This window comes from Aphanizomenon flos-aquae FACHB-1287 (assembly GCF_014698755.1).
Classification (GTDB): domain Bacteria; phylum Cyanobacteriota; class Cyanobacteriia; order Cyanobacteriales; family Nostocaceae; genus Dolichospermum; species Dolichospermum flosaquae.
Map to the genome: position 1 here is coordinate 1 of NZ_JACJTO010000046.1, position 25163 is coordinate 25163.

Here is a 25163-nt window from a genome sequence, read left to right on the forward strand (position 1 = left end):
AATCAGTTATGTTCATTGGATGGAAGATATTATGAAATGTTGACATTTTTACCCTTGATAATACTAGTATACTTAAATATGTAAAGTTTTGTAACGACATTCAACATTTCTGGACTAGGAGATAATGGAATTATTGCTTTTATTACTAATTCATCTTTCATTAATGCAAAAGGCTTTGATGGGTTTAGAAAAAGTTTAATCAACGAATTTGATTATATTTATATAATAGACTTAGGTGGAGATATTAGAGAAGGTGATACAACAGGTAATGTTTTTAACATTATTACTGGCGTTGCTATTACCTTTATGATTAAAATAAAATCCAAAAATAAGCTACCTTGCAAAATTATGTATTGTAATACTGAAAATTTTAATTCAGCACAAGAAAAACTTGATTTTTTAGGAAAAACTAAATTTGATTGTTTTGCTTTTGAACATATTAAACCTGATCATCAAAATAACTGGATTGATTTAACTGATAATGATTTTGATGATCTAATTTCTATAGCTGATAAAAAGAATAAATCTATTTTTGAGGTATGTTCTAATGGAGTCGCTACTAATAGAGATGAATGGGTATATGATACTGATTTAGAGAATTTAGAAAATAAAAGTATATTCTTTATTGATGAATATAATTATGAGGTTCAAAGATGGATTCAATATAAAAAAGATAACAAATATCAAGATATAAAGCAAGAATCTAATCCTGTTTTAGATAAATTTCTTAGTGAAAGAAATTTAATTAAATGGAGTAAAATGATAAAAAGAGATAAATTAAGAAAAGAAAAAACAGATATTTTTAATCAAGAAGATTTAAGAGAATCCCATTATAGACCTTTCGTAAAGAGATATATCTATTTTAGTTATATTCCCATTGATATAAAAGGTTCACAGCATTTATTTTTCCCTAAAAAAAGTTCTAACAATCATGTTATTTGTTTTGCGAATAATGAACAGACTGATATTCTTGTTTTAGCTATTAATACTTTATGTGATTTGAATTTTTGTGCAAGAGGATCTAGTTGTTTTGCATTATATACTTACGACAAAGAAGGAAAACGCATTGATAACATAACCGACTGGGGACTAAAACAAATTCAAACCCATTACCAAGATGAAACAATTACCAAAATAGACATCTTTCATTATACCTACGCAGTCCTACATAACCCAGCTTATCGCACCAAATACGAACTCAACCTAAAACGCGACTTTCCCCGCTTACCCTATTATGAAAACTTCCCAAAATGGGTTAAATGGGGTAAACAACTCATGGAAATTCATATTAACTATGAAACAGTCACACCTTATAACCTAACCCGTGTTGATATTCCTTTAAAAGACAACCAAAAAACACCCAAACCGAAACTAAAAGCAGATAAAACCAAAGATAGTATTATCTTAGATGATGTCACCACATTATCAAATATTCCTAAAATCGCGTGGGAATATATGTTAGGTAATCGTAGTGCTTTAGAATGGATTTTAGATCAATATAAAGAAAAGAAACCAAAAGATCCCACCATTGCGGAAAAATTCAATACCTATCGTTTCGCAGATTATAAAGAACAGGTAATAGATTTATTAATGAGAGTGTGTACAGTGAGTGTAGAAACAATGAAAATCATTAAAGAAATGGACTAGTCATGTATTCTTGTAAGTTGGGTTAACCCACAGCGCGACCCAACAAAAGTTTTAATAAACCGCAGAAAGTTTAACAGTAAAATTGCGAGAATTGAATATAAATCCTAATACAATTTAATTTTAGAAATTGTCAATTAGTAGTATTTAAAAACTCCAAAATTGCAGTATTTATAACCTCAGCAGAATCAGTAGCAGCATCATGATAGCAATTCCGCAAAATTTGTAAACGAGAATTAGGGAGATTTTGATGTAATTTTTCCCCATGACTAACAGGAAACCAACTATCTTTATCACCCCATAAAATCAAAGTCGGACATTCAATATTTTTGAGATTCCTTTGAATATTTTTCAACATATTCGGCTGATTTGTTCGCAAATTCTCGATTTCTCTAGCAGCGATTTGTAATTCTTCAGCAACTTTTACCAAAGTTCCGGGAATTTCAATGAATGGGTAAGTAATCCAATAAATATCTTTTTCTGTTAATAATGAAGGATTATATAATACCTTACGTCTTTCTGTTCCCATAACTTCTCTGACCAAAGGTGCGAACCAATATGTTAGACGTAAATTATCAATTAAGTGGATAATTTCTATTGGCGTTTGGGAAAGTAAATTCATAGACCAGTGAGGTAAAGTTTCCGCAAAAATAGGAACATTAATTACTACTAAATGTCCGATTAAATCAGGACTTTTACCAGCTAGTCCTAAAGAAATTAATCCACCCATAGATTCAGCAACAATTACCGGAGGTTCATTACATAAAGCTTGAATAATCCGTTTTAATTCAATAATTTGATGTCCATTTTCTTCTCGACGAGATACAGGCTTTTCCGAAAAACCAAAACCTTTAAAATCACAACAAATTACCCGATAATGTTGAGATAATGGTTCAATACTATATCGCCAATTATAACTCCAACTACCCAAACCATGCAATAAAATTAGCGGTTTACCTGTACCTTTTTCACCATAGGCTATTTGAATTGGATAACCTTGAGAATCATTAATAACTAGATTTTGTTGTCCTTGAGGAAAATTATCTTGCCACCAATCTTTCATAATTTTATCTAGGAGTAATTTAACTACCAGTGAGGATTTGCCATAATATTCTTATTAATATCACGGGAATGGATATTAAGACAATAGCCAGGAAAAATAAAATGATACTAAAAACAACTATAAAAGACTTATCTGCCTTTTTATTTTCGTGGGGAGATTTTAAAGCTTCTTCCAATAAAATAATATTATAATTATTGGCTTTCCAAGCAAAATCAAACAAGTCTCCTAACATAGGAATAGCACCAAATAGGCAATCAATAATAACATTCATTACCATTCTTCCTAAGGTAGCTTTAGATAGTCCCATTTGTGCAGCTTCAATGATAATATAAAAAGAAAATATTAGTCCTAAAAAATCACCTCCTATAGGTATTAATCCAATAATTGGATCTAAACCAATTCCGACTTTTGTTCCGGGAATGGTAATGATATTATCTAATAGTCCACTAAGTTGGCGTAAACGTTTTAATCGAGGTGCATAACCATCAGGTATAATTGAAAATTGTTGGGGATAATTAGGCATTATTAGTAATTTCCGATTATTGTGTGATCAATTTCTCTAGAACAACGGTAAGATATTTAATTAGCAACCCAGATTATTTACTAATGACAGAAAATATTGATAAATCTACTTATTTAACACAAAAGTGGCTAACTGAAATTCAGTCTCTGACACAACAGATGAAACAATTTCAGCGAGAACGAGATGAAGCCTGGGAAAGTTCGCAAAAATGGCGACAACTTTATAATACCGAAGCAGAACAAAGACGGATAGATGCGAAAATCCACGCAGAATCTATAGCATCTGTAAAAGCCGACCTGCAAAAGTTTTCTCCTATAGGTACTGAAACAGATACTAGTAATACTATAGCTATTCAGCAACAAATTTCCCAATTTAATTCTATAGAAGAGTTACAAACTCAATTATTAGAAATCATTCAAGAGCGTGATTCTCTATTGCGAGCTTTGAAACTTGAGCGAGAAGGTCACATTCAAACCCGGAAAAGTCTTACCACAGCACTAGGTGATGCTATTGATAGTTTGGCACGTTCAAGGGGAGAGAGGAAAGATACAAAAAGTTAATTAACAGTAGAAACACGGAATAAATCATTTCTGATAATATCAAATTCACAAACGTCAAAAAACATAATATCCTAAATCTCCTCATTCTGTAATTTTTGCAACAATTCTTTTTAAGAAAATTCTCAAGATTATTGAGAAGACAGGGTACTTATGCTTTTTTGTTAAAGAATGATTTAAATAACTTATTAAATATATTCAGATATATAAGTCAAAGTTAAATTAATTCCTGACAACTTTGCGTTTTAGCGTAGATAAAAACATAATATATAAACAAGCTTAAATATGCTGTAAAATTTTTTCAAAAAAAGCCCAAGCAGATTTTATATAAAAATATTGTACAAAAAATAGTTGAGAATTTCAAGCCCTGAAATTAACTTTTTTCGTCAGCTTATTGAGAAAATTCTCAAGATTATTGAGAATATAGGGTTCTTGTGCTTTTTTGTTAAAGAATGATTTAAATAACTTATTAGATATATCCAGATATATAAGTCAAAGTTAAATTAATTTCTGAAAACTTTGCGTCTTAGCGTGAGACAAAAAAAGTAGAAAATCATCTGCGTTTATCTGCGTTTATCTGCGTTTAATTCTAACCTCTTGTACAATTTCCCAGTCCCATGAAATACACACAAACTTATTCCCCATTTCCTGATCTCAACTCCTCATCTCAACTCCTCAATTTAGCACAACAGTGACATGATTTATGATTTATTAATAATATCAATAACCTCTTCGTAATTAGTCATTCTTTTTTGTTTTTGAAATAAACTTGCTGCTGTATTTAAATCGCTAATTGCTCCCTGTTTATCACCCAAAGCATTGCGAGCAATACCTCGATTTTGATAAGCTTCAGGAAAATTAGGATTAAGACTTAATGCTCGGTTAAAATCTGCGATAGCACCTTTTAAGTCTCCCAAATCATAGCGAGCAAATCCTCGATGATTGTAAATACCAGAATAATTAGAATTAAGACTGATTGCTTGATTATAATCTAAAATTGCCCCCTTTATATCTCCCAATTTATAACGAGATATTCCTCGTTTATAGTAAACTTCAGCAAAATTAGGACGTAATTTTAAAGCTTGATTATATTCCTCAATAGCCCCTTTTATATCTCCTGATGTATGGCGATTAATTCCCCGATGGAAATAAATTATAGCCTCTTTTAGGTTAGATTGGGCTAACAGTGATGATTTTATGCTATAATCGGCCATATTTACCAGATTTTTAGCACTCACCTCCGGGCTATATAGTATAGTTCCTAATATGAGAGTTATCATTGTCAATTGCCATTTTCTCATGATACCATTTTTTCAGTTATAGTATATAGTAATTAATTATATTTAATAATATAGCATTTACATCTATTTGCAAAAATATACCTAGCCAATATGCTTAATTTAACAAAAATATCGGCACAAATGCAAGGTTTTAGTGAACATTTAACCTCAGAAGTAGCCGCAGGTCATCAGCGCTTAGAATTAGCACAACAATTTTTTAAAAAAGCTGTTGAGTGTCAAGAGGAGTTAGTGAAAAGTCAGGAAGAATGGCAAAATCGCATTATTTTCGCCAATGCTACACCGATTGAACCCCTAGAAACCTGTATAACTATTTCCGTCCCCCCTAAAATTCATACCGTCATTTCTACAGATGGTTCGCAAATTGCCCCTAACCATCATGAAATTGCGTATTGTTACTTACTAAATATTGGTAGAGTTGTTTTACACTATGGTCAAGATCTTCACCCAATTCTCGATAGTTTACCGGAGGTATTTTATCGCCCTGAAGACCTATATATCTCCCGTCAATGGGGAATTAGAACGGAAGAATGGATGGGTTATCGACGTACCGCTTCTGAGGCTACCGTATTAGCAGAACTAGCTTGTAGTGCGAAAACCGCAGCCCCCATTTTAGCAATGGTAGATGGTTCGTTAATATACTGGTTTTTAGATCAGTTACCGATGGAAGCACGGGATATGATTTTACCACCTATTTTAAAAGCTTGGCAAAAACTCCAACAAGCTCAAATTCCCATTATGGGTTATCTTAGCGCCTCTCGCAGCGCCGAAGCCACGAACTTTCTACGCTTTTTGGCCTGTCCCCATCCTGCTCCTGATTGTATCACCTATTGCCCCAATCAACTAGAGTATGTACCTTGTAAAAAATTTGATACATTACGAGATACAACCATTATAGCTACTCAACTTCAACCTGGACAACGAGGACCATTATGGCGGAGTAATGCCCGTATTTTAGAATTATATACCGACCATACTATTTATTTTTGTTACGTTCATGTCGGTACAGAAATCGCCAGAATTGAAGTTCCTGCTTGGGTTGCGGAAAATTCCACTATGTTTGATGAAATACTAGGATTAATGCTGGCACAGGTACACAAAGGATATGGTTATCCTGTGGCTATTGCGGAAGCCCATAATCAGGCTGTAGTCAGAGGTGGTGATAGAACCCGATTTTTTGCCCTTTTAGAACGACAAATGATTAAGGCCGGGATTAAAAATGTCGGGATTTCTAACAAGGAAGCTAAAAAACGTGGTAGTATTGCTTGATTAAGTAATGTTCAATATCCAAGTTGCTTATTTTCTATTATTTAGATTCGAGAAGTATATCTGGTTCTGATATTTTATCATGAATCTATTCAAAATAGTTAGTAGAAAGAAAGATGGATGAAAACTTTATTCTGTCCTTAATAATTCTCCACTAAAATCTAAAAATTAGCAATTGCTGGACTTGTTGACATGAAATTTCTCAATCATTCACTGTATTTTTGGAGCTTATTTAGCACCTTGGGGTTATTATCCCTACTTTCACAGTCACAAACCGTTAATGCTAGTCCAGGCACTTGTCCAGTTCCCGCTTTAGCTCGTATTCAACGTCATCAAGTTAATCGTGGTGAAACCTTAGCCACTATAGCTAATCGTTATAACCTAGCACCAGAAACAATTATCGGTATCAATCCATCTATTAAGAATGGGGTGGTAAATCCCGGAACAGAACTGCAAATTCTCCCTTTCAATGGTATTGTTGTCGAAGTCCCTCGCAATCAAAGCTGGAAACAAATAGCATCTAAGTATAAAGTCCGTCCAGATACAGTATTTGAAATTAATGGTTGTCAGAAAAACCCTAAATTTGTCTTTTTACCCACACTTCCCGGAATAGCTATTACTCCGGGGATAATTGCCACTTCACCTAGTAAACCCACTGAAAAAATTATTGGTTATCCATTACCAAATAGTACGGATATAGGATTAACTTATGGTTGGCAAATTCACCCGACGACAGGAGAGGTGATCTTTCATAGTGGTGTAGATTTATTAGCACCAGTTAATACTCCTGTGGCAGCTATCGCCCCTGGAATCGTTGTCTTTGCCAAAGAACAGGGCAGTTATGGCAAATTAGTCATTGTCAACCACCCGGACGGCTTACAAAGCCGTTACGCCCAACTTGAGAGTATCAAAGTTACTCTGGGTCAAAAGGTCAATAAAGGCGATATTTTGGGAGCAGTGGGAACTACGGGACAACCAACCTCTACTCAACCTCATCTTCATTTTGAAATGCGTTTTAACGGTTCCCTTGGTTGGGAAGCCAAAAATCCCCAGGAGTTTTTGAAATAAAGAGTTGGAGGGAAAGAATTTAATTACCCAATTACCAATTCTTGAGTTGATTGAATAATGTGCATTCCTGCTGCTGCAAATCTAGCAAATATGTTGTTAGCCTGTTCCGTGTAATCAACGACACCAGGAACAACAACCGGAGAAGTACAATCTTCTAAAAGATATATTTTCCTTGTTAGGGTACTATCTACTTGTTGAATTTCTGTGAATAAATCGTCAATTGTCCAAGCAACACAATGACTTTTAGCCTGGCCAGCAATAATCACTGCATCATATTCTAAAAGTTGTTGAATTAAACTTGTGTTTTTTTGTCCAATTGGCTGTCCATTAAATCCCGTTAAAACTTCGGGGCGTAAAATAGAATAATTTTCTGTTAAGGGATTTTCACCTTTTAATTCAAATTGGGTTTGACTTTTACGAACAATACTATGGAAAAATACGGCTTCTTCTACTGAGGCAACTAACGCATGACCAATTCCACCTAACATCGAATGATAAGGCCAAACTGTTAAGGGATATTTTCCATTTTGGCTGAGTTGTTGAACATAATAAAAAGCCTGTTTTGCTAATAAGTCATAATCACCATTAGTTATACTATTAGCAACGGCTGGGTTAACTTGCCAAATACCTTTTTCAATATCTGTGACTGTAATATTAGTTGCGGATGGGGTCGGGTGTTCTCCCTGAGTATTTATCCAAAATATGGGATGAAAGATTTGCATTGTTGTGTGAGTATCTAGGGTGGGAATAATTTTGGTAATTACTCCCAAGTTACGATAAATAAATGCACACAATCTTTGATTATCTTCAACTGCACCCGTTCCAGTTTGTCCACCTACAAATAATTCAAAATCAGGAATACAAAAGGTATTTTGAACATCTATTAATAATAGACAAACACGGTTTTTATCTAAAGCTGATGGTTGGATCTGTTGTTGTACTACATAGGTTTCCGCTTCAGCAGCTAGTTTTTGGTAAGGTACGCGCCAAATTTCACCGACTTTTGCTGGGTTGAAATGGGGGGGAATAGGAATTTGGGTATTCATAATAGAAATACGCTTTGATTCTATTCTTGATCATCTGGGAAATTAAGCACAGGTAAGCGATCGCTTCGTAATAATTCTTCACTTACTTCACCCAGATTGATTAATGCCTCGCTCATAGCTTTCTGAGTCATGAGTATTGCTAGTATTAATACTGTACCAATCGGTAGAAAACAACAGGAATTAGTGGTAGAAGTCATGAAATTTAATCCGGTTTGAGAAAATAACTGTTGATTTACAGGTGACATGTCACTCCCAATTAAAAACTAGATGATTAAAATATATCGTTTTCCAGTCTAATGAAGTACAAACTAATTTATTCCCTGTTTTCCTACAACTAAAAAAATTGTACCTTACGAGTACGGAAACTGCTATAGACAAAAAAAGTTAATCTTCAACTCAGGGGACAAAATTTTAGAAAAGTGCTACAACGTGAGAGTTATGCCTAAGGTATTATAGTACATCAATGCTCACAGGAGAAAGAATAACCAAAAATCAGAAAAAGTTACAGGTACTCTAAATTATAGCATCTCCTAGCATCAAACTAAACTGTGTAAATAAATTTAAAGTCGCTGAAAACCTCTTTTTTCTATGAAGACTATCTTTGTTAATTTTGCCAGCTAGGAAGTTAACAAAATTGTGCAAAAGAACACAAAAATGTGATAATTCTATGATTCTAGTTTACACGTACAGGTAAAATTCCTCAATACACCCTTGCCATTAAATTTCACTGCCTATGAAAACAGTATTACTTGATAGCGAAACACTGCTACAAGCATTTCTTCAGAAGTCCTTAGTGCAATGGGTAAGTCAAGCAACAGACATAAATCCTTTTGGGGTAAAAGTCCGGTTGTTAGGTAATGACCTGCATATTCTCTGTGAAAGCGTTAACTGTCCACCCCGTTGGCAAACCTTGTCAGAATTATTGCAAGCACTACAACAAACTGATGTAAATACCCTCACCAACAACGAACAACCCTCAATATACCAGGTATTAATTTACGGACGAAAACAAGGGGAGCATCGTCCCAAATGGTTTTATCGCGTATACTTGAATCAACTAGAGCGACATTTAGAACAGGTAGAACAGGAATTACCAGGAGAGCCAGAAGCCTTTATCTCTCCTGGTGGTTCGCTGATTATCTCTAATGAAAGTTTGGCACGTCAAGGCGATAGGGATGCCATTGCTCGCTATTTGAGTGAACATCTCAGCCATTTAAATATAGCAATACGGGTAAAAATTAAGCCTTCTCCGCTGAAAAATAACTCTCAGATTGTCGTTAATCGTCTTTGGGTATTTTGTCAATCTAGTTATAGCCCTGACCCATCATTATTGGCGGAAACAGTCGCTCAAAAGCTCAGATATTTGCAACTTGTTGGCTATCAGGATGCTATTATTGTTTCCCAAGTTAGAGGAGAAATTGAGCCAGATTGGCGCGTCAGAGTAGATTTGACACCTCCAGAGGTGATGCTAAAAGAATGGGCGCGTTGGGGAGATTTACAAGCGATCGCTAGAATATTAACAGAAGAATTACTAGTTTTCAACATAGCATTACAAACTTCTCTCAAGGAATCCACCTTACACATATTTTGCACTCCAGCTTTTGACCCCTTGGAAACTGCCCCAGAACCTGATCAACAAATCGCCCTAAAGGCTATTGTCCCCCTACTCGAAAGTATTGCCCCTCAAGCTATTATTTCCGCCGCTATATATGGACAAAAAAAAACAACGGATAAACAGCCCTTTTGGATCAATTGGATATCTTTACCAGCATCTGGGCATCCCGCTTTAGTTACATCTGCCTTAGACCTTGCCCGTGCAGGTGACCAACCAGCAATTACTTTTTTACTAGAGCGGTTACTCAATCCCGATTTAGAATGGCGATTGAAAACAGGTGGTATCCGGGTATTATTAGTTCGCAAAGAAGATCTATTACACATTATGTGTGATGCTCCCATTTGTCCCACACGCCATCAAGTTTCTAGTAAGGTAACTCAATTTATCTGCCAATTGAAAATTTCCGGTATTACTGGTGTGCGTGTTTATGGCCGTCGTGCTGGTGATAAAAAGCCTATATGGCATCATGGAGTTGATTTAGAAGAACGTTATCAATTAGTTCCTGAAATAACACCAGAATTTGCTGCTACATCAGAATATGTAAGTTCTCTAATGATAGATGAAAACAGTATAGATAAAAATAGTGAAGAAATTTTGGATTCTGATTTTACAACTGAAAAAGTACAAAGTTGTATCAAAGAAGTAACCAAAGATTGGCTAAAAAATACCCACACAATCATCAGAAATGTACTTTTAAACAGCCAATTATTTATACTATCTCATCAGGAAACCGACGAAAATCCTGATAACCAAGAAATTGGTAATGGCATGATTTGGCTGGCATTAGGATTACTTCTTGCTGTACAAACTGATTTAATGTTAGGCTATGTTGTCGCCTATTCTGCTAAGAATTTATCTAAGGATAATAATATTGTTTCACCTTTATCCTCACAATCTCCAGCATCTTTACCACCGCAAAATCATCCAAAAACATCATTTTTAAAACACCCAGAAACAACGAAATCATCTAATCATGACCAGTCTGCTTTTAATGCTTCTGAATTTATTAATAATAATAGTTTTCAATCAGGAAATTTGCCAGCCACACCATTAAAAGAACAAGTTAAAGCTACAGCGATTTTATTAGCAGCTAGATCACAAACTCCCAGTTTTAACTCTAGACAATTAGATGAACAATTAGCCCTATATAAACAGCATTTAGCTACAAAAAACCGTCCACCAGATGTCTTAATTATCGGTTCTTCCCGGGCTTTGAGAGGAGTTGATCCTGTCGCTCTTTCTAAAGCTTTAGTTAGCCAAAATCATAGCCATATTGATATATTTAACTTTGGTATTAATGGAGCTACAGCCCAAGTAGTTGATGTTCTTATCCGTCAAGTTTTAGCACCAGAAGAACTACCAAAATTAATTTTATGGGCAGATGGTTCTCGTGCCTTTAATAATGGCAGAGAAGATATTACTTTCAATGCAATTCAAACCTCACCAGCATACAAACAGATATTACAGAAAGCCCAAACAAAAGTTAAAGCCCCTGAAGTTTCTAAAAATCCAGAAAATGCACCGGAAAAATTTAGTAGTAAACCTAATATAGAAGATATTAGTATCTATCAAACCGCTAACGATTGGTTAAACCAGTCCATAGCTAATTTATCTGCTAGTTACAAAAACCGTGATCAAATTAAAACTCTTCTCCAAAAACAACTTCAATATCTACCTTTTAGCTATCAAGATCCTCCTGTAAAATCAAAAATTAATCTCACCCATAATTCTGAAATAGACAATAATTCTTCTATCCAAGGAGTTGATTTTGATGGATTCTTACCTTTATCTATTCGCTTTAATCCCACAACATATTATCAACAACACCCCAAAGTTTCTGGAGATTACGACAACGATTATAAATCTTTTCAACTAACAGGTAAACAAGATCAAGCATTACATTCCATGTTAGAGTTTACCAAAAATCATAATATCTCCCTTGTCTTTGTTAATATGCCCCTGACCTCAGATTATTTAGACCCCGTACGCAGAAAATATGAACAACAGTTTCAAGAGTATTTATTAACTTTTACTAATCATCCTCAATTTATATATCGTGATTTAAGTCAGCTATGGACAAAAACAAATGATTACTTTTCAGATCCTAGTCATCTCAATCGCTATGGCGCTTATGAAGTATCAAAAAAACTGGCTACAGATTCAATGATTAATTGGCCAACAAAGTGATTAAATAGGGAATAGAGAATAAACTATAAAATATTCTTTCCTCCCTATCACAAATTTAAAATTATCAATTAATAAACAATGAAATTTATATCAATTTTTTATGGGCTGTTCTTGTTGAGTGTTTTAGGCATATACTGGACTGTTAATTTAGCAAATATAAGATTATGGATATTACTAATAGCCAGTCTTGTATTTTACGCATCTTTGCATATTCAATATTTACCATTACTTTTAATACTAACTTTTCTTAATTTCCGTCTAGCCTTAGAAATTGGTAACAATACTTCACCAGGAAAGCATTCTCAAAACTGGAATTTATCTAATGAAGAATGGCAATTTGCTCAAGCTGACTGGAATCAAAGCCGTCTGAAATTATTGTGGATTGGCATAGGTTTTAATGTTTCCATTCTTTTAGGATTTAAATACATAAATCATTTTCTAAATTTAGTTTTTAATCAACCCACAAATTCACCAGAATCATTAATTAAGTTAGTTGCACCTTTAGGAATTTCTTTCTTTACCTTTGAATGTATTGCCTATTTAATAGATGTTTATCGTGGTGCTCCTGCTGCTACTAAATTTATCCAATTTGCCACATATAAATTATTTTTTGCCAAACTGATTTCTGGACCAATTACCCGTTACCATCACTTAGCAATTCAATTTGATACCCTAAAATTTCCCAGCATTGATAGAATTGCAGAAGGACTATGGTTAATTGCCAGAGGGGCAGTGAAAAAAGGCATTCTTGCTGATAATTTAGGTATATTTGTAGATTTATGTTTTGGTAACTTACAAAGAGCAGGTAGTACAGATTTGTGGTTAGCTACTTTTGCTTACGGCTTACAGTTATACTTAGATTTCAATGGTTATGTTGATATTGCCCGTGGTAGCGCCCTACTATTTGGTTTAGTCCTACCGGAAAATTTCGATTTTCCCTACTTCAGTAACAGTATTGCCGATTTTTGGCGACGCTGGCACATTACATTGGGTGATTGGTTGCGTAATTATCTTTACTTTCCTTTAGGTGGTTCTCGGCGCGGATTAATCCGTACTTGCGGAAATTTATTGATAGTTATGTTGGTAGCTGGTATCTGGCATGGTTCCGCTTGGGGTTTTATAATTTGGGGATTATTGCATGGCATCGCTTTAGCTGTACATCGTATTAACGCTGCATTAAGCGATCGCTTGACAATTCTTAACTCATTTTGGCAAAACCCTTTAGGAATAATTTTCGCTTGGTTTTTAACACAAATCATGGTTTTCACATCTTGGATTTGGTTTCGTCTCCCCAACCTCCAAGACTCTGCTTTAGTCATCCAAAACCTTTGGGGTCATAAAAGTGATCAACAATTTGCGGAAAAAGTCTATATAGAAGCATTGAATATAAATCAATATCAACTATCTTATTTATTAATAGGCATAGCTTTAATAATGAGCATATCTTATATTTTTAAGCGAGGTATGAAATTAGAATTTAGCTGGCCAATCAAAATTGTTTTTGTCCCCCTATGCTTTTATGCAGTTTGGTTACTAGCTCCTGAAGGCAGTTTACCCTATATATACTTTGATTTTTAGATAAATTTTCTGCCACAATTTCTGTAAACCTCCTTACATAAGGAAAACATATAACTGATATAAAGAATACTAATTTTAATTATCTTTACAAAATGCAATTTATCCTCTAATGTAGTAAACAGATAGGTAAAAAAACTTATCAAACATCATAAGAAAATAAAGCAATCATAAAATGACCACAACCTTACAACAGCGTTCTAGCGCTAACGTATGGAATCGCTTTTGCGAATGGATCACCAGCACCGACAACCGTTTATATATCGGTTGGTTCGGCGTACTCATGATTCCTACCCTGTTAGCTGCTATCACCTGCTTCATCATCGCTTTCATCGCCGCGCCTCCCGTTGACATTGACGGTATCCGTGAGCCAGTTGCAGGTTCTTTAATTTACGGAAACAACATCATCTCTGGTGCAGTTGTTCCTTCCTCTAACGCCATTGGTTTGCACTTCTACCCAATTTGGGAAGCTGCTTCCTTAGATGAGTGGTTGTATAACGGTGGTCCTTACCAGTTAGTAGTATTCCACTTCTTGATCGGTGTATTCTGCTACCTCGGTCGTGAATGGGAACTTTCTTACCGCTTAGGTATGCGTCCTTGGATTTGCCTAGCTTTCTCTGCTCCTGTAGCAGCAGCTACCGCAGTATTCTTGATTTACCCTATCGGTCAAGGTTCATTCTCTGACGGTATGCCTTTAGGTATCTCCGGTACATTCAACTTCATGATTGTGTTCCAAGCTGAACACAACATCTTGATGCACCCCTTCCATATGTTAGGTGTAGCTGGTGTATTCGGTGGTTCTTTGTTCTCTGCAATGCACGGTTCTTTGGTGACATCTTCTTTGGTTAAAGAAACAACCGAAAACGAATCACAAAACTACGGTTATAAATTCGGTCAAGAAGAAGAAACCTATAACATCGTTGCGGCTCACGGCTACTTCGGTCGTTTGATTTTCCAATACGCTTCCTTCAACAACAGCCGTTCTTTACACTTCTTACTAGCTGCATGGCCTGTAGTTGGTATTTGGTTCACCGCTTTGGGTATCAGCACCATGGCGTTCAACTTGAACGGTTTCAACTTCAACCAATCCATTATGGATTCTCAAGGTCGCGTTATCGCTACCTGGGCTGACGTAATTAACCGCGCTAACTTGGGTATGGAAGTAATGCACGAGCGTAACGCTCACAACTTCCCCCTAGACTTAGCTGCTGGTGAAGTTGCTCCTGTTGCTTTAAGCGCTCCTGCAATCAACGGTTAATAAATTAAGCTTTGTTAATAGCTTAATTTAGAAAAGCACCCTCCAGAAATGGGGGGTGTTTTTGTTTTACCTAGAAAGTGTTGCTGATAGTTAAGATGGTAATTGTCCGTAATTAAAACCTTATGCCTAGTACCGCCAATTTTCTGCAATACACCCAATGGTCAGGTATTGCTACAATAGTATTTGCTGTTTTGACAATTTTGGCTTTCATTGTCCAATGGGGCTTCCGCTTTCGATTGGTGGGTGCAACTGGCTTTATGCTGGTACTAACAGGGGGATTATTTTCACTTTCCCTCGTTCCCCTGAGTCGCACAGTTATTCCTGGTGCTGTGAAGTATACCCTAGTTTATGATAATGGTTCTAACCAAACAGTAATTGCAATTGCACCAGAAATTACCCCCACAGAATTAGAAGCAACTTTACGTCAAGCAGCTAGTAATCTCTATTCCTATGGTCGCTTAGGTAGCGGTGGTAATAAAGAATTAACAGTCCGTGCCCGCACTATTATCCACCCAGAAATAGGGTTATCTGTACCTCTGTACTTGGGTCAAGTAAATCGCACTTTAGTTAGTCGTGAAGACCCGGAAATGTTGGTAGAAGTTTATTTAGATAAATTTGCTTCCTTACCAAAAGCCTCTGCTTCATAGGGAATAGGCGGAAAATCTTCTTTTTGTTGAATGGGCGCTTAATCTGCGCCCCTGGGTTCTAATTTTCTATTTGCACATTTCTTGTCATCTATCATACAATAAGAATTATTTTAAAATTTGATTAATAAATATCAATATTTTTGACAAAATAGAAATTATGCCTAATCAACATTCTACTGAAATTTTGTCCACTCAAACGGCTAGTTCATTTTTTAGCCTTTCTGTTTCTCCGGGGAAAGTAATTCGCGGCGCTGGTATATTATCAAGCGTTGCTCTGGAAGTCGCTAATTTGGGATCTCGTCCGTTAATTGTAGCCGGAAATCATACTCTAAATTTGAGTCAAGAGAGTTTAAAACCTCTTTTCCAGTGTCCAGAATTACATCCTGTCTTGGTTTCTTATGGCGCTGATTGTTGCGAAGTTAGTTTCAAAGCTTTACGTAAGTCGGCTAAGGAGCATAAGGCTGATATCATTATTGGTATTGGCGGTGGTAAAGCCTTAGATACGGCTAAATTAGTCGCGCACCAGTTGAAATTACCAGTAGTCACAATTCCCACTTCTGGGGCTACCTGTGCAGCTTGGACTGCTCTTTCTAATGTCTATTCAACAACGGGGGCGTTTTTGTACGATGTGGCTTTATCTCGCTGTCCTGATTTGCTAATTTTGGATTATAATTTAATTCAGACTGCACCGCACCGAACTTTAGTGGCGGGTATTGGAGATGCGATCGCTAAATGGTATGAAGCATCTGTTAGTAGTGGACATTTGCAACAAACTTTAATTATTGCTGCGGTTCAACAAGCGCGAATTTTACGAGATATTTTATTGCAAAAGTCTATTGCTGCGTTACAGTCCCCAGGTACGGAAATTTGGCAAGAAGTTGTAGACGCAACTGTACTCCTAGCTGGAGTAATTGGGGGTCTAGGAGGGGCGCAATGTCGTACAGTCGCTGCCCATGCTGTCCACAATGGCTTAACCCATATTTCTGGACATGGTAGTATTCACGGGGAAAAGGTCGCTTATGGTATCCTGGTACAACTGCGATTAGAAGAAATGATCCAAGGAAATCAACTAGCAGCGTCAGCAAGACAACAATTGTTGAAGTTTTATGCAGAGATTGGACTACCCCAAAAATTAGCAGATTTGGGATTAGGTAATATCACTTTGAGTGAGTTACAAACAGCAGCAGAAATTAGTTTAGAACCTAATTCTGATATCCACCGTTTACCTTTTAAAGTAGCGTTGGAACAATTAATGGCCGCAATGGTTTCTACCACTGCACCAATAAATATTAACCGTGTTTCCATTAGGGGAATAAGTGACGAGGTGAAAGAATGAATTTAAGTTGGATTACTCCCGCAGAACGGATACAAAAGTTACCTCCTTATGTTTTTGCTCGTTTAGATGAATTAAAGGCAAAAGCTAGAGAACAAGGACTAGATTTAATTGATTTGGGTATGGGAAATCCCGATGGTCCTACACCTCAACCTGTAATAGAAGCTGCCATGACGGCCTTGCAAAATCCCGCTAATCATGGTTATCCTCCATTTGAAGGGACTGCAAGTTTCCGCAAAGCTATTACTCAATGGTATCATCGTCGCTATGGTGTGGTACTTAATCCTGATAGTGAGGCTTTACCCTTACTGGGTTCTAAGGAAGGTTTGGGACATTTAGCGATCGCCTACATTAATCCTGGTGATATTGTATTAGTACCTTCACCATCTTACCCTGTGCATTTTCGTGGTCCGATTATTGCTGGGGGAATTATCCACAATTTAATTCTTAAAGAAGAAAATAACTGGTTAATTGACTTAGCGGCCATTCCTGACGAAGTAGCCAGAAAAGCCAAAATTCTCTATTTTAATTATCCCAGTAATCCTACCGCAGCTACCGCCCCCCGCGAGTTTTTTGAAGAAATTGTCGCTTTTGCGCGGAAATATGAAATCCTTTTAGTCCATGATTTATGTTATGCCGAATTAGCTTTTGATGGTTATCAACCTACTAGTTTATTAGAAATTCCTGGTGCAAAAGATATAGGTGTAGAATTTCACACCTTATCTAAAACCTATAATATGGCAGGTTGGCGGGTTGGTTTTGTCGTGGGAAATCGTCACGTGATTCAAGGTTTGCGGACACTAAAAACTAATTTAGATTATGGCATTTTTTCCGCTTTACAAACAGCAGCAGAAACCGCTTTACAACTTCCTGATTCTTATTTACATGAAGTCCAGCAACGTTACCGCACTCGTCGAGATTTTCTAATTGATGGTTTGGGTAAATTGGGGTGGAATATTCCGAAAACCGAAGCAACTATGTATTTGTGGATAAAATGTCCAGGAGGAATGAATTCTACAGATTTTGCTTTGAATGTTTTACAGCAAACTGGGGTGGTTTTGACTCCTGGAAATGCCTTTGGTGTGGGTGGTGAAGGCTATGTGAGAATTAGTTTAATTGCAGATTGCGATCGCTTGGGTGAAGCTTTACAAAGATTTAAAGAAGCGGGGATTTACTATCAATCAGAAGTTTCTATTTCTGTGTGATCATTATATACGGACTAGTTCCAAATCCTCAATTAGTATTCAATCCCGTATAACACCTCGATAATTACCCATTTGTCACAATTGCTAAGTATGATATTCTATCTGCAAACATTTACCTATTAAAATCTAACTATGACTCAAAACTACCGCATTACCCTACTACCTGGCGACGGCATTGGACCCGAAATTATGTCCGTAGCGGTGGACGTGCTAAAAGTCGTAGGAAAACGCTTTGATATTAGCTTTGAATTTTCCACAGCTTTAATTGGTGGCGCTGCTATTGACGAAACCGGCGAACCTTTACCACCCCTCACCCTGGATATGTGCCGCAATAGCGATTCCGTTTTACTCGCTGCTATCGGTGGTTATAAATGGGACTCCCTCCCCGCTAATTTACGTCCAGAAGCCGGTTTATTAGGTTTGCGGGCGGGTTTAGGACTATTTGCTAATTTACGTCCTGCAAAAATTATCCCTCAGTTAATTGACGCTTCCAGCTTAAAACGGGAAATTGTCGAAGGTGTAGATATCATGGTAGTCCGAGAACTCACCGGCGGGATTTATTTCGGCAAACCCAAGGGCATTTTTGCCACCGAAACCGGAGAAAAACGCGGTGTTAATACGATGGTTTACACAGAATCAGAAATTGAACGCATTGGGCGCGTAGCTTTTGAAATAGCCCAGAAACGGGGAGGTAAACTCTGTTCTGTCGATAAAGCCAATGTATTAGAAGTATCTCAACTTTGGCGAGAACGCATTACTCAACTTTCCTCAGAATATACTGATGTTGAATTATCTCACTTGTATGTAGATAATGCGGCCATGCAATTAGTCCGCGCTCCCAAACAATTTGATACAATTGTTACAGGAAACTTATTTGGTGACATTCTCTCCGATGCTGCAGCAATGTTGACTGGTAGTATTGGTATGTTACCTTCTGCCAGTTTAGGTGCTGATGGTCCCGGTGTCTATGAACCAGTTCACGGTTCAGCCCCAGATATTGCTGGAAAAAACCTAGCTAACCCCTTAGCACAGGTCTTAAGTGCTGCAATGATGTTACGTTATGCTTTAAACCAACCACAAGCAGCGGACTTAATTGAAAATAGTGTGTTACAAGTTTTACAACAAGGTTATCGTACAGGAGATATTATGTCCCCAGAAATGAAACTTGTCGGTTGTCAAGCTATGGGTGAGGCACTAATGACAATTCTCGAACTAGAATAACATCAATAAATCTGGAAATTTTAGCATCTTTGTGGAAACTTTCAGATTAATTAACAGTTTTCCTGAGTTGACAATAGATATAGACACAACTAAGTATGGAAAAACTTTAACTTTTTTGTAGCGAAAAATCAGCAGTTCATATACAATATGAATTGTCTAAAGTATTTAATAAAACTATTACTTACGCGAAACCCAAGCAATAATAGTGATAGTTTTTTCAGGTCAACCAAAAAGTTGATACTGCGTCTAGCTAAGGCGTGTAAGCTTACAAAGGGATAACCGCTCTCATGCTCCCATGGAAGTAAGAAGTAAATATCTAGTTTTACCTAGGATTTATATAGCAGCAAATCTATAACTTACATAAAAGCTGATAGTGTACGCTTTACAACAAGAACAAGAAAATTCTACCTCACAAAAAAAGCACCCGTCTTTGATTGATCCTACTGTAATTCGAGCAGCTAGTCATATCTACTATACTTACTGTGAAGTACATCCAGAAATAGTAGGCAAAGCTACAGGAGTAGCCATTAGTCGGGTAACTTATCGGGGTAAAGTGATTTTTACTCAGTACCCGGTGCTGTTACCACAGGAATGTTTTGTCCCGTTGAATCAAATTGAATCATATATTTATTAGTCAACTGACAAATAACAATATGGACATTTTGATGAGTATTTTAGTAAGTATCATTGTCTTTGTTATCGGGGCATCCTTGGGAAGTTTTATTAATGTTGTGGTTTATCGGCTACCTGCTGGTTTATCAGTGTTGTGGCCACCCTCCCGTTGTCCCCAGTGCCTAAATAGGTTAAAAGCCTATGATAATGTGCCGGTATTAGGTTGGTTTTGGTTAAAAGGGCGGTGTCGTTATTGCCAAACTAAGATATCTTTTCGTTATCCATTAGTAGAGGCATTAACGGGGATAATATTTTTAATAGTATTTTGGGTTTTTCAATTTTCAATTTTCACTATTGGATATTGGGCTTTTTTTGGTTGGTTATTAGCTCTATCCTTAGTAGATTTAGATACAATGACCTTACCCAACTCATTGACTAAGTCGGGGTTAATTCTAGGAATAGGTTTTCAAGTAGCTGTTGGTTGGTTATCAGAACCAACTGCGGTAGGATTATCTAAATGGTTAATCAAGGGAATAGTCGGTGCGGTTCTGGGTTTATGGCTGTTTGATGCCATTTCCCTTTTAGGTTCTATGGCTTTTGGTAAAACAGTCATGGGTGCAGGTGACGCTAAATTAGCCGCCATGATGGGAGCATGGTTAGGTTGGCGTTATTTACTATTGGCGGTTTTTATTTCCTGCTCCTTGGGAGTATTTATAGGAGGTGGGTCAATTATCCTCTCCCGTCACCATAAGAGCCAAAAAATGCCTTTTGGACCTTTCCTCGCTATGGGTGGGGTAGTCACTGTTTTTTGCGGTGAAACTATTTTGTCCCACTATATGAGATTATTTTTGCTTGGATATTAGCATCATTTTTTAAATCTTTTTTTGTTTCATGTTTATGGTTTTATCAACCTAAACTTTGATCCCCCTGAGTGTAGCTGTTATTACCCCATTGAAATTTGAAATATTGGTAATATCTAAGCAGTCTAAACTATGATTTTGATGATTTTGATGATTAACCAATCACCACGAAATCAATCACACAAACCATAATTCTGACATTAAATAAATCAAACAAATCAATCATTCAAGTCATAAGTTTGACTTTGATCTCATACCCAATTACATAAGATAAAAATGGCAAACAACGAAGAATCACGCGGTTTAAAGTCTCTATTTGATTGGTTCGCAAATCGGCGTAAATCAGGAGGTACTAATATAGAACGCCAAGAACGGGAAATTGCCGATGGTTTATGGCATAAATGCCCTAAATGTGGTGTTCTTAGCTATACAAAAGATCTCCGAGCTAATCAAATGGTTTGCGTTGATTGTGGTCATCATAATCGGGTTGATAGTGATGAACGGATTCGTCAATTAATTGATGCTAATACGTGGAAACCATTGGATGAGCATTTACGCCCTACTGATCCCTTACAATTCCGCGATCGTAAACCCTATAGCGATCGCTTACGAGAAACACAGGAAAAACTAGGACTTGTAGATGCTGTCAAAACTGGATTAGGGCAAATTAATACCTTACCCATAGGTTTAGGAGTCATGGATTTTCGGTTTATGGGTGGAAGTATGGGTTCTGTGGTCGGGGAAAAACTCACCCGCATGATTGAACAAGCCACCCAAAGGCGTTACCCTGTAGTCATTATTTGCACATCAGGTGGTGCGAGAATGCAGGAGGGAATGCTGTCTTTAATGCAAATGGCTAAAATCTCCGCTGCCCTACAACGTCACCGAGATTCTAAACTATTATATATTCCTGTATTAACTAATCCCACCACAGGAGGCGTTACTGCTAGTTTTGCCATGTTGGGTGATATTATCATCGCTGAACCAAAAGCCACCATTGGTTTTGCGGGAAGACGGGTAATTGAACAGACTCTCAGAGAAAAACTTCCTGAAGATTTCCAGACTGCAGAGGACTTACTTAAACACGGATTTGTTGATGATATTGTCTCCCGGACTCAATTAAAATCTACTTTGACAAAATTAATTGCTTTGCATCAGCCCCCCCTCGAAACTACACCAAATATGGTTTTATGGGAAAGCATGAAATTAAGTTCTACTGCGGCTGAGTAGAAATTATGGGCGCGGGGATTGCGCCCTACTTTCCTGGTTCTTGAACAAAAATTAGGGGAACTAATCCTAATAGCCTACACAGGCTGGAAAGGGCGAATAAACCTAATAATCCGCCAAATTCGTGACTTTGGGCGATAAAACCGCCGATTGTTGTCCCTAAAGCTCCACTCACTCCCGCTACAGCAGCAGCAATTGCAATATAAATAGACTGATTTTTTATTGGGACAATTACCAAATACATATTAGTCATACACAAATCAATTGCTGCCCAAGTAATGCCAGTAAAAATATGCAAAAGCGGTAACCACAACCAAAAATCAAGTTGATTATGACCAATTCCCAACCATAATAATGGTGTAATTGCTACTAAAACACCAACACAGATGAGAATGGGACGATTACCAATTTTATCGGCTAATTTACCCCAGATAATCAGCATCAACAGATTTGCCCCTGTTTGCAGACTGCTATAAACAGTTACTAAGGTAACATCTAAATCTAAAGTATCTAATAAATAGAAGTTGAAAAAAGGCGCGCTCAAATGCACAGCTAACATCCATACACTAAAATAAACCAGAAATAGTAAAAAGTTAGAGTTTTGCCAAACAATATTAGTCCAATTAATCTCATCTCTACAAATACTTTCACTGGAACTTTTACATAACTCCAAATGGTTTTGATTTTGTAATTGAGGATTTACATCTGCTTTAAAATACTGGCAATACAAACTGATTAGTCCGCAAATAATCCCTAAAGACAAAACTAATCCATAACCTTGGATAGTTCCACCGTACCAATGTGATATTATGAATCCAGCCACAGGTACACAGATAAAATTTGTCAAATTACAAACACTATTACGGATACCAAAATATTTACCTCTTAACCGTCGGGGAACAATAATTGCTAACCAACTTAACCAAGATGCACTTCCTAATCCTCCTAAAAGATTAGTAAAAAAGACAATTGATAGTGTTAATACTACTAATTGTTGGGAATTTAGTACACTGGAATTATTAGCAAAAATACCAATTACCAGAATCAACCACAATAAACGAGAAGTACCAAAAGTTAATAGAGAATATTGAAATCTGCTGCTAGTTTTCTCGGAAATGTAAGCGCCCACAGGTTGAATGAAATTTACTAACATGGGAATTGAAGATAGCATTCCAAATATTACTGGAGTAGCATCTAACTCAACTAACAAATTACTAACTAAAATTCCCCCCGTACTCAAACTAAAAATAGATGCAAAAATAGCGTCTATAGTAGAAGCTTGTAAACTGGTACGAATGGTATTTTTAGAAAATCGCTCAGGAAATTTTTTAGCTAGTGAAGAGTCAATATTAGGTATTTGAATATCCAGTGTTTCAACTGTGTCAACCGGAAGAGGATTCATACATTATGATAACTATGGAACGAAAGTCAATCTAATTACTGATAAACTGTTATTTTTTGCTATTGTATTTTTCAACAAAAAGTTTGTTTTTTTAATATCAGTTTTCAGACTCACAGTCTAGGAAACACCTGAGAAAATGTCATCAGTATTTCACAATCATTAGATTAATTAAGTTTTTGCAATTAATAATCTAGAAAAAGATAGAATTCTCCCCGTTTCTTTATATGAAAATAGTTGTTTATATTTATACCGATCCACTTCTAGATACTGTTCCTAATCAAGGTGACTGGGGTTGGGAGATAGATAAAATTTATGAAGATTTGGGAAAACGCACCCAATTAAAACAATTATTGACCGATTGTCAAACGGAAACCATTAATTATCTATTGGTGCATCGCTTAGAAGAATTAGGAGATAATTTAGCCCAAATTAGCGATAATCTCAATCAATTAGAAACGATGGGAGTTATAGTAATTGCGACACAACAACCATATACATCTAATTCTAGTCAAATCCAGACTGAAATGCTGGAATTATTACAAGAAATTCAAAATCAGCAACGTAGTCGCCGTATTCGTCAAGGGCACGCTCGTAATCGGCTAGAAGCTTTACCACCACCTGGAAAATCACCCTATGGCTACCGCAGAGGACAGGGTAAATATATAATTGATCGGACTACCTCACCAGTGGTCAAAGATTTTTTTGAACAATTTTTACTCTATGGTTCTTTACGTGCTGCTGTTAGATTTTTAAGTAAAAAATACGGCAAAAATATATCCGTAACTACTGGTAGACGGTGGTTAACCAATCCAGTTTATCGAGGTGATACCACGTATCAAAATAGTGAAATTATCTCTAATACCCACGCAGCAATTATTTCCAGAGCAGAAGCAGCACAAATTGATAGACTTTTGCGACGCAACAGCCGTTTACCATCACGGACTGCTAGTGCACCTCGTTCTTTGGCTGGTTTAGTCATTTGTAATCAATGTCAGTCACAAATGATTGTTACCAGTGTTACCCAGCGTCATCAAGATAAAGAGTATTTATATTTACGCGCAACTGACTGTCCTCAACAACCTAAATGTCGTGCTATTCCTTACCAGGTAGTTTTAGAAAAAACTATAGATCATGTTTGTCGAGATTTACCTTTAGCTGTGGCTGGAATCAATTTTCCCCAATTAGATACAATTAAAAATAGTTTAGGGGATAAGATATTTCGTCAGGAACAAATCCTCCAACAATTACCCACGTTAATAGAAACGGGAATTTTAGATATAGAGACTGCAAAATTAAGAGCTTACAAACTTAGAACAGAAATTTCTGAACTTCAAGCTCAGTTATCAATTCTTCCTCCTGTTAATTTAAGTTCTGTAGCTCAAGCTGTTTCCATTCCTCAATTTTGGTTAGATTTATCAGAGGTAGAACGACGATTTTACTTCCGTGAATTTATCCAGAAAATTCAAATTATCCGCCAAAATAGAGAATGGTATTTACAGGTAATTTTTATTTTCTAATTTAGCAGTCGGGGATCTAATTTTTATTTCCGCTATTGA

Annotated in this window: 21 protein-coding genes; 15 read left to right on the forward strand and 6 right to left on the reverse strand. The window is 36.5% G+C overall.

Annotated elements, in window-relative coordinates; all coding sequences use genetic code 11:
• The first annotated feature begins 306 nt into the window (after positions 1–306).
• Positions 307–1647, forward strand: a complete 1341-nt coding sequence (locus tag H6G44_RS17290; RefSeq protein ID WP_242031783.1) for a type ISP restriction/modification enzyme — start codon at positions 307–309, stop codon at positions 1645–1647.
• A gap of 130 nt (positions 1648–1777) precedes the next feature.
• Here H6G44_RS17290 and H6G44_RS17295 read toward each other — a convergent pair whose 3' ends face one another.
• Complete coding sequence (locus tag H6G44_RS17295; RefSeq protein WP_190387789.1) at positions 1778–2707, reverse strand: alpha/beta fold hydrolase; 930 nt, start codon at positions 2705–2707, stop codon at positions 1778–1780.
• Between the two features lie 19 nt (positions 2708–2726).
• Positions 2727–3230: a DUF4112 domain-containing protein gene (locus tag H6G44_RS17300; protein WP_190387788.1), complete on the reverse strand. Its 504-nt coding sequence runs from the start codon at positions 3228–3230 to the stop codon at positions 2727–2729.
• A gap of 83 nt (positions 3231–3313) precedes the next feature.
• Between H6G44_RS17300 and H6G44_RS17305 the strand changes: the two genes are divergently transcribed.
• The gene (locus H6G44_RS17305; protein ID WP_190387787.1) at positions 3314–3790 is read left to right on the forward strand and encodes a hypothetical protein; all 477 of its coding nucleotides are present in this window, start codon (positions 3314–3316) and stop codon (positions 3788–3790) included.
• A gap of 698 nt (positions 3791–4488) precedes the next feature.
• On the opposite strand, the gene H6G44_RS17310 is transcribed toward H6G44_RS17305, so the two are convergent.
• Positions 4489–5088 (reverse strand): tetratricopeptide repeat protein, encoded by a 600-nt coding sequence (locus H6G44_RS17310; RefSeq protein ID WP_190387786.1) that lies wholly within the window; start codon positions 5086–5088, stop codon positions 4489–4491.
• A 90-nt stretch (positions 5089–5178) separates the two neighbouring features.
• On the opposite strand from H6G44_RS17310, the gene H6G44_RS17315 reads away from it, so the two are divergent.
• Positions 5179–6354 (forward strand): DNA double-strand break repair nuclease NurA, encoded by a 1176-nt coding sequence (locus H6G44_RS17315; RefSeq protein ID WP_190387785.1) that lies wholly within the window; start codon positions 5179–5181, stop codon positions 6352–6354.
• 189 nt (positions 6355–6543) lie between these two features.
• Positions 6544–7419, forward strand: coding sequence for a LysM peptidoglycan-binding domain-containing M23 family metallopeptidase (locus H6G44_RS17320; protein ID WP_190387784.1), 876 nt, complete (start codon positions 6544–6546; stop codon positions 7417–7419).
• 23 nt (positions 7420–7442) lie between these two features.
• On the opposite strand, the gene H6G44_RS17325 is transcribed toward H6G44_RS17320, so the two are convergent.
• Together H6G44_RS17325 and H6G44_RS17330 are read right to left on the reverse strand one after the other, a co-directional pair.
• Positions 7443–8465, reverse strand: coding sequence for a cysteine hydrolase family protein (locus H6G44_RS17325; protein ID WP_190387783.1), 1023 nt, complete (start codon positions 8463–8465; stop codon positions 7443–7445).
• Between the two features lie 20 nt (positions 8466–8485).
• On the reverse strand, positions 8486–8710 hold the full coding sequence (locus H6G44_RS17330; protein WP_190387782.1) for a hypothetical protein: 225 nt from the start codon (positions 8708–8710) through the stop codon (positions 8486–8488).
• A 488-nt stretch (positions 8711–9198) separates the two neighbouring features.
• Between H6G44_RS17330 and H6G44_RS17335 the strand changes: the two genes are divergently transcribed.
• The 10 genes from H6G44_RS17335 to accD all read left to right on the forward strand — a co-directional run bounded on the left by H6G44_RS17335 (position 9199) and on the right by accD (position 22208).
• Entirely contained in the window at positions 9199–12267 is a 3069-nt protein-coding gene (locus tag H6G44_RS17335; RefSeq protein ID WP_190387781.1) for a DUF1574 domain-containing protein, read from the forward strand.
• 78 nt (positions 12268–12345) lie between these two features.
• Positions 12346–13845 (forward strand): MBOAT family O-acyltransferase, encoded by a 1500-nt coding sequence (locus H6G44_RS17340; RefSeq protein WP_190387780.1) that lies wholly within the window; start codon positions 12346–12348, stop codon positions 13843–13845.
• Between the two features lie 172 nt (positions 13846–14017).
• Positions 14018–15100 carry a photosystem II q(b) protein gene (gene psbA, locus H6G44_RS17345; protein ID WP_190387779.1) on the forward strand — a complete coding sequence of 361 codons (1083 nt, stop codon included), beginning with the start codon at positions 14018–14020 and terminating at the stop codon, positions 15098–15100.
• Positions 15101–15222: 122 nt separating this feature from the next.
• Positions 15223–15747 (forward strand): Ycf51 family protein, encoded by a 525-nt coding sequence (locus H6G44_RS17350; protein ID WP_190387778.1) that lies wholly within the window; start codon positions 15223–15225, stop codon positions 15745–15747.
• Between the two features lie 157 nt (positions 15748–15904).
• Positions 15905–17083 carry an iron-containing alcohol dehydrogenase family protein gene (locus H6G44_RS17355; protein ID WP_190387777.1) on the forward strand — a complete coding sequence of 393 codons (1179 nt, stop codon included), beginning with the start codon at positions 15905–15907 and terminating at the stop codon, positions 17081–17083.
• Entirely contained in the window at positions 17080–18285 is a 1206-nt protein-coding gene (locus H6G44_RS17360) for an aspartate aminotransferase (protein WP_190387776.1), read from the forward strand. Before H6G44_RS17355 ends, H6G44_RS17360 begins: the two co-directional genes overlap by 4 nt.
• A gap of 132 nt (positions 18286–18417) precedes the next feature.
• On the forward strand, positions 18418–19506 hold the full coding sequence (gene leuB, locus H6G44_RS17365) for a 3-isopropylmalate dehydrogenase (RefSeq protein WP_190387775.1): 1089 nt from the start codon (positions 18418–18420) through the stop codon (positions 19504–19506).
• 373 nt (positions 19507–19879) lie between these two features.
• Positions 19880–20140 (forward strand): hypothetical protein, encoded by a 261-nt coding sequence (locus H6G44_RS17370; RefSeq protein ID WP_190387774.1) that lies wholly within the window; start codon positions 19880–19882, stop codon positions 20138–20140.
• 19 nt (positions 20141–20159) lie between these two features.
• On the forward strand, positions 20160–20981 hold the full coding sequence (locus tag H6G44_RS17375) for a prepilin peptidase (protein WP_190387773.1): 822 nt from the start codon (positions 20160–20162) through the stop codon (positions 20979–20981).
• Between the two features lie 273 nt (positions 20982–21254).
• Positions 21255–22208: an acetyl-CoA carboxylase, carboxyltransferase subunit beta gene (gene accD / locus H6G44_RS17380; protein ID WP_190387772.1), complete on the forward strand. Its 954-nt coding sequence runs from the start codon at positions 21255–21257 to the stop codon at positions 22206–22208.
• Positions 22209–22233: 25 nt separating this feature from the next.
• Here the strand turns inward: accD and H6G44_RS17385 are convergent, their stop codons facing one another.
• A complete protein-coding gene (locus H6G44_RS17385; RefSeq protein WP_190387771.1) occupies positions 22234–23607 on the reverse strand; it encodes an MFS transporter in 1374 nt (457 codons plus the stop codon).
• A gap of 224 nt (positions 23608–23831) precedes the next feature.
• Between H6G44_RS17385 and H6G44_RS17390 the strand changes: the two genes are divergently transcribed.
• Positions 23832–25124: a recombinase family protein gene (locus H6G44_RS17390; RefSeq protein WP_190387770.1), complete on the forward strand. Its 1293-nt coding sequence runs from the start codon at positions 23832–23834 to the stop codon at positions 25122–25124.
• The last annotated feature ends 39 nt before the right edge of the window (positions 25125–25163 follow it).

What these genes read in the sequence shown, in the direction of transcription:
- H6G44_RS17360 (WP_190387776.1), top strand. Translation starts at nt 17,080, where the DNA reads ATGAATTTAAGTTGGATTACTCCCGCAGAACGGATACAAAAGTTACCT.
- H6G44_RS17335 (WP_190387781.1), top strand. Translation starts at nt 9,199, where the DNA reads ATGAAAACAGTATTACTTGATAGCGAAACACTGCTACAAGCATTTCTT.
- H6G44_RS17295 (WP_190387789.1), bottom strand. Translation starts at nt 2,707, where the DNA reads ATGAAAGATTGGTGGCAAGATAATTTTCCTCAAGGACAACAAAATCTA.
- H6G44_RS17340 (WP_190387780.1), top strand. Translation starts at nt 12,346, where the DNA reads ATGAAATTTATATCAATTTTTTATGGGCTGTTCTTGTTGAGTGTTTTA.
- H6G44_RS17355 (WP_190387777.1), top strand. Translation starts at nt 15,905, where the DNA reads ATGCCTAATCAACATTCTACTGAAATTTTGTCCACTCAAACGGCTAGT.
- H6G44_RS17290 (WP_242031783.1), top strand. Translation starts at nt 307, where the DNA reads ATGATTAAAATAAAATCCAAAAATAAGCTACCTTGCAAAATTATGTAT.
- H6G44_RS17385 (WP_190387771.1), bottom strand. Translation starts at nt 23,607, where the DNA reads ATGAATCCTCTTCCGGTTGACACAGTTGAAACACTGGATATTCAAATA.
- H6G44_RS17310 (WP_190387786.1), bottom strand. Translation starts at nt 5,088, where the DNA reads ATGAGAAAATGGCAATTGACAATGATAACTCTCATATTAGGAACTATA.
- H6G44_RS17315 (WP_190387785.1), top strand. Translation starts at nt 5,179, where the DNA reads ATGCTTAATTTAACAAAAATATCGGCACAAATGCAAGGTTTTAGTGAA.
- H6G44_RS17375 (WP_190387773.1), top strand. Translation starts at nt 20,160, where the DNA reads ATGGACATTTTGATGAGTATTTTAGTAAGTATCATTGTCTTTGTTATC.
- H6G44_RS17330 (WP_190387782.1), bottom strand. Translation starts at nt 8,710, where the DNA reads ATGTCACCTGTAAATCAACAGTTATTTTCTCAAACCGGATTAAATTTC.
- H6G44_RS17350 (WP_190387778.1), top strand. Translation starts at nt 15,223, where the DNA reads ATGCCTAGTACCGCCAATTTTCTGCAATACACCCAATGGTCAGGTATT.
- H6G44_RS17325 (WP_190387783.1), bottom strand. Translation starts at nt 8,465, where the DNA reads ATGAATACCCAAATTCCTATTCCCCCCCATTTCAACCCAGCAAAAGTC.
- H6G44_RS17300 (WP_190387788.1), bottom strand. Translation starts at nt 3,230, where the DNA reads ATGCCTAATTATCCCCAACAATTTTCAATTATACCTGATGGTTATGCA.
- H6G44_RS17305 (WP_190387787.1), top strand. Translation starts at nt 3,314, where the DNA reads ATGACAGAAAATATTGATAAATCTACTTATTTAACACAAAAGTGGCTA.
- H6G44_RS17320 (WP_190387784.1), top strand. Translation starts at nt 6,544, where the DNA reads ATGAAATTTCTCAATCATTCACTGTATTTTTGGAGCTTATTTAGCACC.
- H6G44_RS17390 (WP_190387770.1), top strand. Translation starts at nt 23,832, where the DNA reads ATGAAAATAGTTGTTTATATTTATACCGATCCACTTCTAGATACTGTT.
- accD (WP_190387772.1), top strand. Translation starts at nt 21,255, where the DNA reads ATGGCAAACAACGAAGAATCACGCGGTTTAAAGTCTCTATTTGATTGG.
- leuB (WP_190387775.1), top strand. Translation starts at nt 18,418, where the DNA reads ATGACTCAAAACTACCGCATTACCCTACTACCTGGCGACGGCATTGGA.
- psbA (WP_190387779.1), top strand. Translation starts at nt 14,018, where the DNA reads ATGACCACAACCTTACAACAGCGTTCTAGCGCTAACGTATGGAATCGC.